13 protein-coding genes and 1 pseudogene are annotated in these 13,494 nt (G+C 70.8%); 7 read left to right on the forward strand and 7 right to left on the reverse strand.

Going from position 1 to position 13,494, the window contains the following annotated elements; genetic code table 11:
* Positions 1-16 precede the first annotated feature (16 nt).
* A complete protein-coding gene (locus tag BS75_RS37190; protein ID WP_034091368.1) occupies positions 17-694 on the reverse strand; it encodes a TetR/AcrR family transcriptional regulator C-terminal domain-containing protein in 678 nt (225 codons plus the stop codon).
* 104 nt (positions 695-798) lie between these two features.
* On the opposite strand from BS75_RS37190, the gene BS75_RS37195 reads away from it, so the two are divergent.
* Both BS75_RS37195 and BS75_RS37200 read left to right on the forward strand, forming a co-directional pair.
* Positions 799-1,263: an ester cyclase gene (locus tag BS75_RS37195; RefSeq protein ID WP_034091369.1), complete on the forward strand. Its 465-nt coding sequence runs from the start codon at positions 799-801 to the stop codon at positions 1,261-1,263.
* A 103-nt stretch (positions 1,264-1,366) separates the two neighbouring features.
* The gene (locus tag BS75_RS37200; protein ID WP_034091370.1) at positions 1,367-1,768 is read left to right on the forward strand and encodes a VOC family protein; all 402 of its coding nucleotides are present in this window, start codon (positions 1,367-1,369) and stop codon (positions 1,766-1,768) included.
* Positions 1,769-1,808: 40 nt separating this feature from the next.
* Here the strand turns inward: BS75_RS37200 and BS75_RS37205 are convergent, their stop codons facing one another.
* On the reverse strand, positions 1,809-2,495 hold the full coding sequence (locus BS75_RS37205) for a helix-turn-helix transcriptional regulator (RefSeq protein ID WP_034091371.1): 687 nt from the start codon (positions 2,493-2,495) through the stop codon (positions 1,809-1,811).
* A gap of 149 nt (positions 2,496-2,644) precedes the next feature.
* Here BS75_RS37205 and BS75_RS37210 point away from each other — a divergent pair, with 149 nt between their 5' ends.
* Both BS75_RS37210 and BS75_RS37215 read left to right on the forward strand, forming a co-directional pair.
* Entirely contained in the window at positions 2,645-3,151 is a 507-nt protein-coding gene (locus tag BS75_RS37210) for a DinB family protein (protein WP_034091372.1), read from the forward strand.
* 7 nt (positions 3,152-3,158) lie between these two features.
* On the forward strand, positions 3,159-3,512 hold the full coding sequence (locus BS75_RS37215; protein ID WP_034091373.1) for a hypothetical protein: 354 nt from the start codon (positions 3,159-3,161) through the stop codon (positions 3,510-3,512).
* A 33-nt stretch (positions 3,513-3,545) separates the two neighbouring features.
* Here BS75_RS37215 and BS75_RS37220 read toward each other — a convergent pair whose 3' ends face one another.
* Complete coding sequence (locus tag BS75_RS37220; protein WP_081983006.1) at positions 3,546-4,760, reverse strand: FAD-dependent oxidoreductase; 1,215 nt, start codon at positions 4,758-4,760, stop codon at positions 3,546-3,548.
* 101 nt (positions 4,761-4,861) lie between these two features.
* On the opposite strand from BS75_RS37220, the gene BS75_RS37225 reads away from it, so the two are divergent.
* The gene (locus BS75_RS37225) at positions 4,862-5,443 is read left to right on the forward strand and encodes a TetR/AcrR family transcriptional regulator (RefSeq protein WP_034091374.1); all 582 of its coding nucleotides are present in this window, start codon (positions 4,862-4,864) and stop codon (positions 5,441-5,443) included.
* 11 nt (positions 5,444-5,454) lie between these two features.
* Here BS75_RS37225 and BS75_RS37230 read toward each other — a convergent pair whose 3' ends face one another.
* From BS75_RS37230 to BS75_RS37240, 3 genes and pseudogenes are all read right to left on the reverse strand, one after another.
* Positions 5,455-5,760: a DUF5808 domain-containing protein gene (locus BS75_RS37230; protein ID WP_034094550.1), complete on the reverse strand. Its 306-nt coding sequence runs from the start codon at positions 5,758-5,760 to the stop codon at positions 5,455-5,457.
* A 221-nt stretch (positions 5,761-5,981) separates the two neighbouring features.
* Positions 5,982-6,736 (reverse strand): annotated as a pseudogene (locus BS75_RS43665) (N-acetyltransferase).
* A 310-nt stretch (positions 6,737-7,046) separates the two neighbouring features.
* Complete coding sequence (locus BS75_RS37240) at positions 7,047-7,670, reverse strand: GNAT family N-acetyltransferase (protein ID WP_034091375.1); 624 nt, start codon at positions 7,668-7,670, stop codon at positions 7,047-7,049.
* A 377-nt stretch (positions 7,671-8,047) separates the two neighbouring features.
* On the opposite strand from BS75_RS37240, the gene BS75_RS37245 reads away from it, so the two are divergent.
* Together BS75_RS37245 and BS75_RS37250 are read left to right on the forward strand one after the other, a co-directional pair.
* Positions 8,048-9,022, forward strand: a complete 975-nt coding sequence (locus BS75_RS37245; RefSeq protein WP_034091376.1) for a hypothetical protein — start codon at positions 8,048-8,050, stop codon at positions 9,020-9,022.
* Between the two features lie 215 nt (positions 9,023-9,237).
* A complete protein-coding gene (locus BS75_RS37250) occupies positions 9,238-11,274 on the forward strand; it encodes a glycosyl hydrolase family 18 protein (RefSeq protein ID WP_439654048.1) in 2,037 nt (678 codons plus the stop codon).
* Positions 11,275-11,349: 75 nt separating this feature from the next.
* Here BS75_RS37250 and BS75_RS51730 read toward each other — a convergent pair whose 3' ends face one another.
* Entirely contained in the window at positions 11,350-13,350 is a 2,001-nt protein-coding gene (locus BS75_RS51730) for a glycoside hydrolase family 6 protein (protein ID WP_034091377.1), read from the reverse strand.
* Between the last annotated feature and the right edge of the window lie 144 nt (positions 13,351-13,494).

Here is a 13,494-nt window from a genome sequence, read left to right on the forward strand (position 1 = left end):
CGCCCAGTGCCGCCGCTCACTGCCCGCGCGCCGCGGCGAAGCCGCTGATCAGCGCGGTCAGGCCGAAGGTGAAGCGCTCCTCGTCGTCGGTTCCGGCGCCGGTGTTCGCGGCCTCGACCAGGAGTGGCAGCTCCTCGGGGTCGAGTCCGGCCAGGAAGTCCGTCGACCCGGTCCCGCCCCCCTCGTTCACCGGAGCGGTGTCCACCTCGGACGCGGCGTGGGCGACCACGAACAGGGTGAGCGAGTTGAACGCGTGCAGTGCCTGCCCCAGCGGGAAGTCGGCGCCGCGCAGTATCTCCAGTCCGCGCTCGACCGCCGTCAGCGTGCCCGGGGTCGCGGCGGGGCGGGAGGAGACCAGCGGCAGCGTTCCGGGATGCAGCAGCAGGGCGGCCCGCAGCGACCGGGCGTAGCCGCTCAGTGCGTCCTGCCAGGGAGTCGTTCCGTCCTCGCCGCCCCGGGCCTCGGCGACGGACCGGCCGGCCTCCGCGATCACGCGCTCGACCAGGCCGTCGAGCAGGGCGTCCTTGTTGGGCACGTAGTGGTAGAGGGTCATCGCCTCGACGCCGAGCTCCGCGCCCAGCCGGCGCATGGACAGCGCGCCGGGGCCCTCCTGGTCGACCAGGGCCAGCGCGGCGTCCAGGACCTTCTCCCGGGTCAGTCCGGCCCGCTCGCCCCTGCTCCGCTTCACGGTCATCTCTCCGGGCCTCCACTGTCGGCTTGACATTCTTACGGCGTAAGGGCACTCTACTCGACAAGGAGTTCTTACGCCGTAAGAATGCATCAGGGGAGGGCGGGACCATGGGTACCGAGGACAACAAGCAGGTCGTGCTGGACTTCTTCCAGGCCGTCAACGAGGTGCGGGTGGAGGATCTGCCGAAGTACATGTCGGCGGACGTGATCGACCACAACAAGATCATTTTCGGCGAGGAGGACGAACCCGGCGCGGCCTTCGAGGGCTTCCGCCAGCAGCTGATCGCCTTCGGGCAGCACATCGGGGAGACCGCGGAGGGCACCGGCGAGCGCTACGGCATGATCCCGGAGGAGCTCATAGCCGCCGGCGACCAGGTCGTGGTCCGGATGACCATCCGAGCCCTCCACTCCGGCTACCACCCGCGGATGCCCGAGCCGACCGGGCGCAGCTGCGCTGTCGAGTCCATCTGGATCCTGACCATCGCCGACGGGAAGATCTCCGAGATGCGCGCGGTCACCGACCGGCTCGGCATGTTCCTCCAGCTCGGCTGGGACTGGCCCACCGCCGGCTGAGGCCGCCCCGGGCTCCGGGGCGGCCGCCGAGGGGTGAGCGGAGTGCGGGCCGGTGTCCGATTCGTTCAAGACCTGGGGCAGGGTGGCGGCCTAGCCTGGGTCCATGACTCCTCAGCTCCGACTTGATCTGATCGGCCTGGTCGTCGACGACATGGCCGCCTCGCTCGCCTTCTACCGCCGGCTCGGGCTCGACCTGGTGGAGGGGGCGGAGCACGAACCGCATGTCGAGATGATCCTGCCCGGCGGCCTGCGGCTGGCCTGGGACACGGTCGAGGTGGTCCGCTCCTTCGACCCCGGGTGGACGCCCCCGCAGGGCGGCCACCGCACCGCGCTCGCCTTCGCCTGCGAGGAGCCGGCCGATGTGGACAAGGTCTACGCCGAGCTGGTGGGCGCCGGCTACCACGGGCACAAGGAGCCCTGGGACGCGGTCTGGGGGATGCGCTACGCGATCGTCCACGACCCCGACGGCAACGCCGTGGACTTCTTCGCCCCGCTGCCGCAGTAACTCGCAGGTAACTCACAAGCAGCTCGCAGTACGGCTCGGCTCAGCCCTCGCCGGCCAGCAGCCGACCCAGCGGCACGCCGGTCAGCGCCCGTACCTCGCGGGCGAGATGGGCCTGGTCGGCGTAGCCCGCGTCGGCGGCGACCTGTACGAACGGGATGCCGGTGCGGGCCGGGCCGAGGGCGCGCTGCAGCCGCAGCACCCGGGCCAGGGTCTTCGGTCCGTAGCCGAACAGGTCCAGGCAGCGTCGGCGCAGCTGTCGTTCGCTCAGGGCCGCCTCCTGGGCCAGCTGTTCCACCCGCAGCCCGCGCCGCAGTCCGGAGAGCACGGCAGCGCCCACCGGGTCCGGTGCGGCCGGCAGGGGCAGGACCAGGGACTCCAGCGCCGTGCCCCGGTGCTCCGCCTCGGAGACCCGTTCGGCCAGTTCGCGGACCTGTCGGCCCGGCCAGAGCTGGTCCAGCGGCACCCGACGGTCCCGCAGCTCCCAGGCCGGCAGGCCGAGGACGGCGGCGGCCGTGCCGGGGGCGAAGCGCAGCCCGGCGTAGGACTCGCCGATCCGTCCGGCGACCAGGAGGGCAGTGGTGTCCGGGCCGGAGACGCTCAGCTCGCCGTCCTTCCAGATCACGTCCATGCAGCCGTCCGGCAGCACCCGGGCCGGGGCCGACGACGTGACCTGCTGCGTCCACACCACCGCGCCCGGGACCGACAGCGCCGCGTGTTCCTGGTACATGCGGCCATTATCGCGCTGACGTCGCCGTCGCCGTCGCCGTCGCCGTCGCCGTCGTCCGTCCGACCACCCGGAATATGGCTGGTGGTGCCGGCGCGGGTGTCCGTATCCTGGCCGACGGCCCAAGATCGGCAGTGTCGAGAGGAACCGCAGTGACCACCGAACGCATCGGTCCGCCGTCCATCGCGGGGGAGCGGGAGATGCTGCGCAGCTTCCTCGACTACCACCGGGCGACGCTGGCGATGAAGTGCGACGACCTCTCCGACGAGGAACTGCGCCGACAGGCGTCCCCGCCCTCCACGCTGTCGCTGCTCGGGCTGGTCCGGCACATGGCCGAGGTCGAGCGGACCTGGTTCCGGATGGTCATCAACGGCGAGACCCTGCCGCTGGTCTGGTCGGACGAGCGCGACTACCAGGCGGCGTACGACGCCACCGGCGCCACCCGCGCGGAGGCCTTCGACGCCTGGGAGGCGGAGGTCGAACACTCGCGCCGGATCGAGCTGGCCGCCGAGTCGCTGGACGTCACCGGCTACAGCGCCCGCTGGGAGGAGGAGGTCTCGCTCCGCCTGGTGATGCTGCACCTGATCCACGAGTACGCCCGCCACAACGGCCACGCCGACCTGCTGCGCGAGGCCGTCGACGGCACGGTCGGGGCCTGACCCCGGCGTGACCACAGCCGTCTGGATCCTGTCGCTGCTGCTCGTCGCCGAGTTCGTGCCGGCTCCGGTCAACCTGTGGACCGGCCGCAACCTGCCGCTGTTCCAGCGCTTCACCGGCTTCGCGCCCGGGATCGCGACCAGGGTGTTCGCCCCGGTCGAGCTGCTCGGGGCGGTGCTGGTCGCGGTCGGTCCGACGGTTCCGGCGGCGGGCCTGGCCGGTGCGGCGGTGCTGAGCGCCGGCTGCGCCGTCTACCTGGTGCGGCTGGCGGTGCCCGGCCGCCGCGACGCCTCCGGGATCTTCGCGTTCCTGCTGTTCGGCGCCTGGGCCGTGGCCCTGCTGGTGCTGCAGCTGCTTCGCTGACGGAGCGTCCGAGGCTCCGCCCGGCAGCGGGGCTCAGCGGAAGGACAGCTCGGCCAGCTGGTGGGCGGCCTTCCGACGGACCGCCGGAATCCGGGTGGCCAGGCGGATGCCCGTGTCGCGCAGCGCCCGTGCCGGGCGGCTGCGGAGGGTGGCCGCCCGGGTCATCCGGTCGGTGAGCGCGACCACCTCCTCCGCGACCGGGCGGCGGGTGGTCTCGTAGGCGTCCAGCACCGGCTCCGGCTCTCCGGCCAGTACCCGCGCCAGCAGCCGGCCCAGCAGCACCGCGTCCTGGATGCCGGTGTTCATGCCCTGGCCGCCGGCCGGGCTGTGGACGTGCGCGGCGTCCCCGGCCAGCAGCACCCTGCCGGAGCGGTAGTGCTCGGCCAGCCGGTGGTGCACCCGGAAGCGGGAGCTCCACAGCAGCTCGCCGACCTCGAACCGGCCCCGTACCCCGCAGCTCTCCAGCACGGCCCGGACGTCCTCGACGCCGGGGTGCTGCGGGGCCTCGGCGACGGTGCCGACCACCCGGTAGCGGTTGTCCGCACCGCCGTCGGGGAGCGGCACCACCACGGTCACGCCCTCCGGGGCGAGGAACCCGCTCGCCCGGTCCCGGCTCAGCGGCCAGTCCATCCGGACATCGGCGAGTACGAAGGAACTGGCGTAGGCGTCCCCGAGGAAGCCGATCCCGGCCTGTTCGCGAACGGTGCTGTGCATCCCGTCCGCGCCGATCAGGTACTGGGTGCGCAGGGTGCCGGACACGCCCTCGGCGTCGACGTAGCCGACGGTGACCCCGGTGCCGTCGTCGGTGTGCCCGGTGACCCGGCAGTGGCGGACGACCTTGCCGCCGACGGCCAGGAACCGGGCCAGCAGCACGGCCTCGGTCACGTCCTGAGGAACCGTCAGGGCGAACGGGTAGGCCGTGGGCAGCTCGCCGAAGTCGAGCGAGGCCAGTGTCCGGCCGCCGCTGCTGAGGGTGAAGGTGGGAACCACCAGGCCGTGCTCGCAGAGCTCGTCGGCGAGGCCGATCTCGGCGAGCACCTCCAGCGTCCGGGCGTGGACCAGGCAGGCCCGGGAGGTGTTGGCGCCCTCGGCCTGCTGGTCGAGCAGCAGGACGTCGACCCCGGCGTCGGCCAGGACGACGGCGGCGGACAGCCCGGCCGGGCCGGCGCCGACGACGACCACCGAGGCGGAGTCCGGCACAACGGAGACGGTGGTGCTGGAAGGTGCGGTGGTGGGTCGGCTGTTCATGGGAACTCCCTCTGCCAACGTCCGTGGGCCAACGCCTGTTGGCACAACCGTAGACCCGCCCCGGCTGGATAGTCAACGGGCGTTGGCCTACGATTGTTGGCATGAGTACCGACACGACCGGTCGCCGTTCCGACGCGACCCGGGCCGCGATTCTGGAGGCCGCCCGACGGCGGTTCGCGGCCGAGGGGTTCGCCAAGGCGACCATCCGGGCGATCGCCGCCGACGCGGAGATCGACCCCTCGATGGTGATGCGCTACTACGGCAGCAAGGACGGGCTGTTCGCCGCCGCCGTCGACATCGACCTGCGCCTGCCCGACCTCGGCGCGGCCGACCCCGAGACCTTGGGGGAGGTGCTGCTCCAGCACTTCCTGGACCTCTGGGAGCACCCCGCCAACGGCGGCACCCTGCTCACCCTGCTGCGCTCGGCCGTCACCGACGAGGCGACCGCCGTGCGGTTCCGTCGGGTCTTCGGCGAGCAGGTCGCGCCGGCGGTGCTCCGCTTCGCGGAGCCCGCCGATGCGGAGCGCCGGGCCGGCCTGGTCGCCAGCCAGTTGCTCGGTCTGGCCCTCTGCCGCCACGTGCTGCGACTGCCGCCGGTGGTGGCCATGAGCCAGGCCCAACTGGTCGCCGATGTCGGCCCGGTGATCCAGCGCTACCTGAGCTCGCCGCCGGCCTCCTGCTGAGCGCCCGCGTCCTACTCGGCGCCGGGGCGCTCGGGATGCTCGGAGCGCTCGGTCAGGGCGGGGCGCAGCAGCCGGGCGAGGTTGACCCCGTAGCCGATGCCGAAGCTGTGGGGCGTGAACAGGGTCTCGTTGTCCGGGTCCCAGAACTCGGCGCGGACCCTGGCCGGGGTGGGCGGCCGGAAGTCGTAGGGCAGCCCGAGGATCCGCCCGTGCCAGGTGCGGTCCTCGCCGGCCTTGCCCAGTTCCTTCGCGACGGCGGCCCCGGCCAGGGCTCCGACGGCCACCAGCACCAGGTTCATGGTTCGTTCGTTGGTCATGGTCCGACTGTAGGCCGGGCGCCGGGCCGGGGACATCGTGCTGCCACCCCTCCGGGTGCCGCGCCCGTGCCTGGCCCGCGCGCTACTCCGCGACGCACACTCACCCGCGCGGCTCGGCATGGCTAGGAGCGTGAGTCAGTAATGGACAACTGGCCGGGTGATCGTGATCGGCGGGAGGTCTGCCCAGCCCTCGGCCGTGGTGGAGATCGACGTCGGGTCGATCAGGTCGGTCCAGCTGAGCTGAGGGAGTGCCGGATCCAGACGTTCGGCTCGACGTAGCTCACCACGTCCCGATCCGGAAGACAGTGCGCCGGAACAAGGCCGCTTGGCACCAGGACGGGGCCCTCGATGTCGAAGGGCATACCGGTCCAGCCGCGCCACTGCACCATGGACCCGGTGACCGTCATGGAACACGGTGCGATTGAATCGATCACACCGCCCGCCCGGACATGGGTCCGCAGCCAGGGGTCGGCAGGCAGGCCGTCCGCCCGGGTGCGCAGCGCGTATTCGCGCATCGGGGTACCGGGTTCGAGGTGTTTGCCGGTCGGCCGGACCGGAGCGACGAGCTCGACGAAACCGCGCGAGCGCGCGTTCTCACGCATCGCGGCAAGCATCGTCGCGGAGAGACCATGACCCAGCTGGTCGGCCCGCACAGTGACGTCGATCGCGCTGACAGTGTCTACGCTCGTTCCAGTCCGCTGGTCCCGGAACGCCCAGACCAGCACCTGGTCCCGCCCGCCGGCAGCTCGCCGCGCCCTTCCTGGTGCAGTGCGAACGGGACGCTGTGGCCGCGGGCCACAACCACGCCGTCCGGGTCGGTCGCCACCAGAGTGAACTCCGGAAAGACCTCACTGATCTGCCCGAAATGCGATCGTCCGACCAGGTCGTTCAGGATGAACTCCGGCCAGGTGTCAGCGAACCAGAGCGACGTGGCCAACTGCGGCCGCTCGGCGAGGGTGGTGATGACGACGTCCATGTGGCGCATGCTAGCGCGCCTACGGGTTCCCCTGCCCGACAGATATGTAGGCGCCACCGCTGCCCATCCTCGTGATCTTTCGTGCGGGATGATGGCGGCGTTGTGGGGATGGGCTGTTCGAGGACGATGGGCTTGCCGAAGATGCTGTCCCCCGGGCAATGGGCACGCTCCGAGTGGAGAAGCGTGTCGGGTCGCACCCGCGCGTCCGCGTCCAGGGCGACGGTGGAGGGGCACGGGAAGCTCTTCGAGCGCTGGAGCGCGGTTGAAGGTGGCATGGCCAGTCATTCGCCGGGGTTCCCGGCAGTGGCGTTCAGGCGGCGGTCGTGCGCCCGAGGTAGGTCAGCGGGCCCGGGGCCGGGACGGCGAGTTCGTGGAAGCCCAGCCGGTCGTAGAACGCCCGGGCCGGGGCGTTGGCGGTGGCCATCCCCAGGTGGACGCGCGGCACGCCCCGGGCGTGCAGCGCCGCCAGGAACGCCGTCATCAGCTCCCGTCCGTGGCCCCGACGCTGGTGGTCGGGCAGCAGGTCGATGTGGAGGTGGGCCGGGTGGTCGGCCAACTCCCTTACCAGCATCCGTTCCGGACGGTGCATCAGGTCGACCATCACCTCGGCGGGGGTTTCCGCCGTTCGGTCGGAGCGCGGGTACCGAAGCGCCAACCCGGGCAGCCACTGCGCTCGGTAGCGCTCGACGAAGAGCGGCGTGTCGGCGGTGCCGACGATGTAGCCCACGGCACGTTCACCGTCGTCCAGCACGAAGGCCAACTCCGGTTCCAGGTAGGCGTAGGGCGCGGCGAAGATGCTCGGCAGCAGCTCCAGGTCGGGGTAGAGGTGCCGCGAGTCGCCGCCCTGGTGCGCGGTCCGGACGCAGATGTCGAACAGGGCGTCCCGGTCATCGGGCTGGTACGGCCGGACGAAGGCCCGCGAGGTAGTGGTCATGGGCCGATGATGATCTATCTGGGAGCGCTCACACAAGGCCCGCGCGACCCCCGTCCTGAGGGCAGGCGCCCCGGGTCCGAGCGGGTGCACGGCGGTGGGGGGAGTAGCCGCGCTCGGGGCCGAGCGACCGCCTTCGCCGGGCCGATATGGAGGCCGGCCGACTACGTTGCCCGGCGCAGTCGGAGCGGCCGCCGGCCCCGGCCCCGGCCCCGCCCACCTGCACCGGGAGGATGGGACGGATGAGGTCGGCCGAAGGGGGTTGACGGTCCATCAGGCCAGCTGGACGCTCAGCAGGTCTCCCGCTTCCGCGCCCGGTGGCCGGTACGGCACACCTGCGGCGCCGGTCGCGTCCGTGCAGCCGAGCCGTTGGAGTCCGTATGAGTGTGCCGATCTTCGTCAACAACGCGGTCCTGGACTACGACATCACCTTCGTCGACGGAAGTTCGATCAGTGACACCATCCGGACCGGGTCGCACGACGACCCGGTCTACGCGTACTACGAGGGCCTGGCCGAGCCGCAGGGGACGACCCTCAGCGGCTTCCAGCACCAGAAGGACGCGGAGAAGCAGGCGGTCAACATTCTGGCCAACACGCTCTACGCGCACCTCGGGTGCACGACCGCCGCAGAGTACCGGAAGGCGATCCGGACGGTGCGCAAGGGCACGGTCACGATGTTCTCCACGATGGGCCCGTGTCACTCCTGCCGCGCGGTGATCAAGGCGTTCCTGGCGGACTTCCCGACGCTCACCATGGTCGTGGGCTACCGCAACCGGGTCGGCAAGGGCCAGGAGACCGCCGTGCAGATCAAGGCCGGGTCCGGGCTGTTCGGCGCCTACGGTTACGGCGACGCGGTGGAGCGGCCCAACCACGACTGGGAGAAGACCTTCACCGGTACGCCGCTCCCGGCCACCACCGTCGAGTACGCGGTCCAGTTCACCAAAGGGCCGCTCAGTGAGGGGGAGTTGACGGCGGTTGCCGCTCAGCCGTACACCGCGTACATCTACCGGGTGCCGACCGGGCACGACTACGACGCCGACACCGTCGCCCTGGACCGGGTGGCTCGGGCGGTGCGCGACACCATGGACGAGAAGGAGGACAGCGGGATGACGGTGGCGTCGTTCCGCCGGTTCATCGCCAACGTCGGCTCCGGCACGGTCACGCTGACCTGCGAACAGGGTCCGACGGCGGACGGTCGGGCCTCGCTCGCCGCGTTCGTCCGGGACTTCCCGAAGGTGGACGTGGTCGTCACCTACCCGGGCGCCGCCGCCTCCGGCGGCGGCCTCGGCTACGCGGACGCGACCCGGGCGAGCAGCACCGTGCCCTGGCGCAAGGTGTTCGAGGCGGCCGGCTGACCGCAGCGGCGACTCCGCCGACCCCGCCCCGGCGACCTTGGTGCGTACTCGCACTCCGGTCGCCGGGGCTTCCCAATTGCCCGAATGTATGCGAACCAGCCCTGTGACCAGTGCAGTTGACGGCCAGTCAGAGAACATTGGTCCAGACCCTTGACGCTCCTCTGTGGTCTGGACCAATCTACAGTGACCGGTACATGACTCCCAGGAGGTCGCACGTGCCAGAACGCAGACGCATCGGACTCACACTCGCGGGGGCGGCGGTGGCAGTCATCGGACTTGCCGCCTCCATGCTCGGTACGGCCGCAGGCGCGACCGTCGCCGCGTCCGCCCCCGCCACCAACACCACCGGGGCCGCCGCCACCAGCGGCGGCATCAAGGTCGCCTACTACGACCAGTGGTCGATCTACCAGAACGCCTTCTACCCCAAGGCCCTCGACACCGAGGGCATCGCGGGCAAGGTGAACTACCTGATCTACGACTTCGAGAACATCGACCCCACCAACCTCACCTGTTTCGAGACCACCAAGGCGACCGACCCCGACCCGGGGGGTGAGAGCGACCCGAACGCCGGCGACGGCGCTGAGGACGCCACCGCCGACTACCAGACCGAGTACAGCGCCGCCAACGCCGTGAACGGCACCGCCGACGTCTACAACCAGCCGATCGCGGGCAACTTCCACCAGCTCCAGGAGCTGAAGGCGAAGTACCCGAACCTGAAGATCCTGCTCTCCATCGGCGGCTGGACCTACTCCAAGTACTTCTCCGACGTCGCGGCCACCGCGGCGTCCCGGCAGAAGTTCGTGTCCTCCTGCATCAGCATGTTCATCGAGGGCAACCTGCCGGTCGAGGGCGGCTTCGGCGGCAACGGCACCGCCAAGGGCATCTTCGACGGCTTCGACATCGACTGGGAGTACCCGGCCTCGGCCAACGGCCACCTGGGCAACCACTACTCCGCCGCGGACACCGCCAACTACACCGCGCTGCTGGAGGAGTTCCGCAACGAGCTGAACACCCAGGGGGCGACCGACGGGAAGACCTACGACCTGTCCGCCGCGCTGCCCTCCGGCCAGGACAACATCAATCTGATCCAGACCAACCAGATCGCCCAGTACCTGAACTTCGGCGACCTGATGTCGTACGACATGTACGGGGCCTGGAACGCGACCGGTCCGACCGACGAGCAGGACCCGCTCTACGCCAACCCCAACTCGCCGGAGGCGCCGGTCGCGCCTGGAAAGGAGACCTTCAGTATTGACAACGCCGTCAGAGCCTGGACTGTTGGTGATCCGGCGTACGGGATACCAGGCGGCTTCCCGGCCAGCAAACTGACCCTCGGCCTACCCTTCTACTACAGGGGGTGGACCGGCGTGCCGGCCGGTTCGCAGCACGGGCTCTACCAGACCGCCACCGGCGCCTCGGCTCCGCAGACCCTCTCCGGCGACGTGCCCGGGGTGGCGATGTACAAGGAAGTCGAGAACATCGTCGCCAACCCGGCGGACACCTACTGGGACCCCGTGACCGATGCCGCCTACTTCTACGACGGGACCACCTTCTACGGCGGTGAGGACGCCGAGTCGATCCAGGCCAGAGCTGACTACGCGCACTGCAACGGCCTCGGCGGGTTCATGATGTTCTCGCTCTACGACCTGGACCCGGCGACCACGCTGTTCAACGACGCGGTGAGCGACATCAACGGCTCGGCCAGCAGTTGCCCGGGTGCTCCGTCCTCCTCCGCGTCGGCCTCGGCGTCCGCTTCGGCTTCGGCATCGGCTTCGGCCTCCGCGTCCGCTTCTGCCTCGGCTTCTGCCTCGGCGTCCGCTTCTGCCTCGGCTTCGGCGTCCGCTTCGGCGACTGCGACCCCGCCGTCCTCGGGTCTGCTGGTCAACGGCGGCTTCGAGACCGGCAGCCTGAGCCCGTGGACCTGCCAGACAGGCAGCGCGGTGGTCACCACCCCGGTCCATTCCGGGAGTCACGCGCTGCAAGTGGCTGCGGGTTCGTCCACCACGGGCGAGTGCGACCAGACCGTCACGCTGCAGCCCAACCACAGCTACACGCTGACCGGTTGGGTCCAGGGCAACTACGCCTATCTGGGTGTCAGCGGTGGTGCCACTGCCAGTACCTGGGCCAGCCCCAGCAGTTGGCAGAAGCTGACGGTGCCGTTCACCACCGGATCCAGCGGCACGGTCACCGTGTACGTCCACGGCTGGTACGGCCAGGGCAATGTCTTCGCCGACGATCTCGCCGTGAACTGACGGAAGGTCAGCAGTACCGGCGGTAGCCCGCTGAGGGCGCCGGCGCGGGAGGTCCGCGCCGGCGCCCTCGTCCGTTCAGGCGGCGGTGCAGCTGAGCGTGGGCGCGGTGTTGGCGCCGGTGTAGCTCCCGCCGAAGCCGAAGCTGGTGCTGCCTCCGGCGGAGATCGCCCCGTTGTAGGACTCGGCGGTCACCGTGACCGAGCTGCCGGTCTGGGTGTAGGCGCCGTTCCACAGGTTGGTGATCTGCTGGTTGCCGGGCCAGGTCCAGCTGACCGTCCAGGACTTGGTGGCGGCGGTGCCGGTGTCGGTGACCGTCACGTTGGCGTTGAAGCCGCTGCCCCAGTCACTGCTGATGCTGTAGGCCGCGGTGCAGCCGCCGCTGCCGCCGCCGGTCGAGCCGGCCGCGGTGGTGCCGGTCACCGCCGCCGAGGCGGCGGAGACATCGCCCGCCGCGTCCCGGGCGTCCACGGTGTAGCTGTAGGAGGTGGACGCGGTCAGGCCGGTGTCGGTGTAGCTGGTGCCGCTGGTCACCGTGGCGACCTTGGTCGCCCCCCGGTAGACGTCGTAGCCGGCCACGCCGGCGCTGTCGGTCGAGGCGGTCCAGGAGAGCGAGATGCTGCTGCTGGTGGTGCCGGTGACGGTCAGTCCGGTTGGGACCGACGGGGGAGTGGTGCCGGTGGTGGCGCCGAGGGACGGGTAGGCGTTGGCGACCAGGCCCTGGAACTCGGCCGCGAACCACTGTCCGGCCGGGACGTCGTAGCCGGGGATCGCGTCGGTCGGGTAGGTGTTGCCGTTGCCGTCGGTCTGGGTCCCGTTGGGGTCGCAGTGGGCGTCGCCGTGGGCGTGGGTGGCGGTGGGGTAGTCGCCGTCCGACTCGCCCGGAGGCTTGATCCAGACGAAGGCGATGATCGGGTCGCTCGACCCGTAGGGCTGAGCCGTCGGCCGGGCGCCGATGCCGGCCCCCTCGACATTGCACCAGTCGCCGCGGAACGGCCGCTGGTCGATCTTGTTGGCCGCGACGTAGGCGGTGGCGGTGGTCGGCGTCGTGTTGAGCGCGGTCGGCCGGGCCGCGCCGCCCCAGCCGTTGCGGGAGGTGTCGATGAGCATCCCGACCGTGCTCGGGAAGCCGGCCGTGACCAGCGCGGTGTGCATGGCCTCGTCGTAGGTGTGCTCGTCGAAGTAGGGGTTGTACTGGTAGAAGTTCACCGAGTCCAGCGGCGAACCACCGACCTGGAGCGTGGAGTTCGGCAGGTACGGCTCGTCGGTCGGGGTGTAGTTCGCGGTGTCGCTGATGAAGCCGTCGACGCTGGCGAAACCGGCCGTGGTGGCCTTGGCGACCTTGGCGTACTCCTGGGCGGCCGGGGTCATGTTGGTCGGCCAGCCGAGCCAGCCCGAGTGGCCGATGTCCAGGTAGGTGTAGAGGTTGGTGATCGGGTGCAGCTCGTTGAGGGCGTACTCGATCCCGGCCTCGTAGTAGGGCGTGGCGGTGGCGCAGGCCGGCTTGCTCTGGTTGGTGACGGCGTTGGGCAGCGAGTCCGGCTCGATGATCGCGGAGATCCGCAGGTTGCTGTAGGCGCTGTTGCCCAGCAGTGCGGCGATCGGGTCGATGTACTGGGTCTCGTACTCGGTCAGGCCGGCCGCGGTCGCCGGGATCTCGCCGTTGGAGGCCAGGGCGGCGCAGTCGCGGCCGGGCAGGTCGTAGACGACCACCTCGAACAGCACCGGGGTGGAACTGGTCGCGGACTGGGCCTCGGCATTGTTGAGCTGGGCCTGGAGGCCGAGGTGGGTGCTGTCCCCGGCGATCGCGCCGATGTGGTCCATCCAGATCGCGGTCTGGTAGCCGGCGACCTTGGCCTCGGCCGCCCCGGTGGTCCCGCCGTCGGCGGTGGCCTGGGCGTCGACCTCGCTGACGTAGTCGGGGTTGAGGTACGGCGTCGAACCGACGTAGGGGTTGGCGACGTGGACGATTGCCGCGTGGGCGGCCGGGGCCCCGAAGGCGACCGGGACGATCACGGCTGCGCCGAGCGCGGCCGCTGCCGCGGCGGTGCGGAGCTGGTGGACTCTCTGACGTAACACCTGGTGGTTCCTCTCGGGTGGGTGGGGTGGTCCGCGCCGTTCCTCCGCCGATTGGGAGCGCTCCCAATTCAGTCACGCCGAATGTCGCCCCGGCCGGGGCCTGGTGGTCGGTGCGGTTGCTGCGCTCCGCTGCCGGTTGGGCGC

The sequence above is a fragment of the Streptacidiphilus albus JL83 genome, from assembly GCF_000744705.1.
Taxonomy (GTDB): Bacteria; Actinomycetota; Actinomycetes; order Streptomycetales; family Streptomycetaceae; genus Streptacidiphilus; species Streptacidiphilus albus.

What these genes read in the sequence shown, in the direction of transcription:
- BS75_RS37190 (WP_034091368.1), bottom strand. Translation starts at nt 694, where the DNA reads ATGACCGTGAAGCGGAGCAGGGGCGAGCGGGCCGGACTGACCCGGGAG.
- BS75_RS37195 (WP_034091369.1), top strand. Translation starts at nt 799, where the DNA reads ATGGGTACCGAGGACAACAAGCAGGTCGTGCTGGACTTCTTCCAGGCC.
- BS75_RS37200 (WP_034091370.1), top strand. Translation starts at nt 1,367, where the DNA reads ATGACTCCTCAGCTCCGACTTGATCTGATCGGCCTGGTCGTCGACGAC.
- BS75_RS37205 (WP_034091371.1), bottom strand. Translation starts at nt 2,495, where the DNA reads ATGTACCAGGAACACGCGGCGCTGTCGGTCCCGGGCGCGGTGGTGTGG.
- BS75_RS37220 (WP_081983006.1), bottom strand. Translation starts at nt 4,760, where the DNA reads ATGAACAGCCGACCCACCACCGCACCTTCCAGCACCACCGTCTCCGTT.
- BS75_RS37225 (WP_034091374.1), top strand. Translation starts at nt 4,862, where the DNA reads ATGAGTACCGACACGACCGGTCGCCGTTCCGACGCGACCCGGGCCGCG.
- BS75_RS37230 (WP_034094550.1), bottom strand. Translation starts at nt 5,760, where the DNA reads ATGACCAACGAACGAACCATGAACCTGGTGCTGGTGGCCGTCGGAGCC.
- BS75_RS37240 (WP_034091375.1), bottom strand. Translation starts at nt 7,670, where the DNA reads ATGACCACTACCTCGCGGGCCTTCGTCCGGCCGTACCAGCCCGATGAC.
- BS75_RS37245 (WP_034091376.1), top strand. Translation starts at nt 8,048, where the DNA reads ATGAGTGTGCCGATCTTCGTCAACAACGCGGTCCTGGACTACGACATC.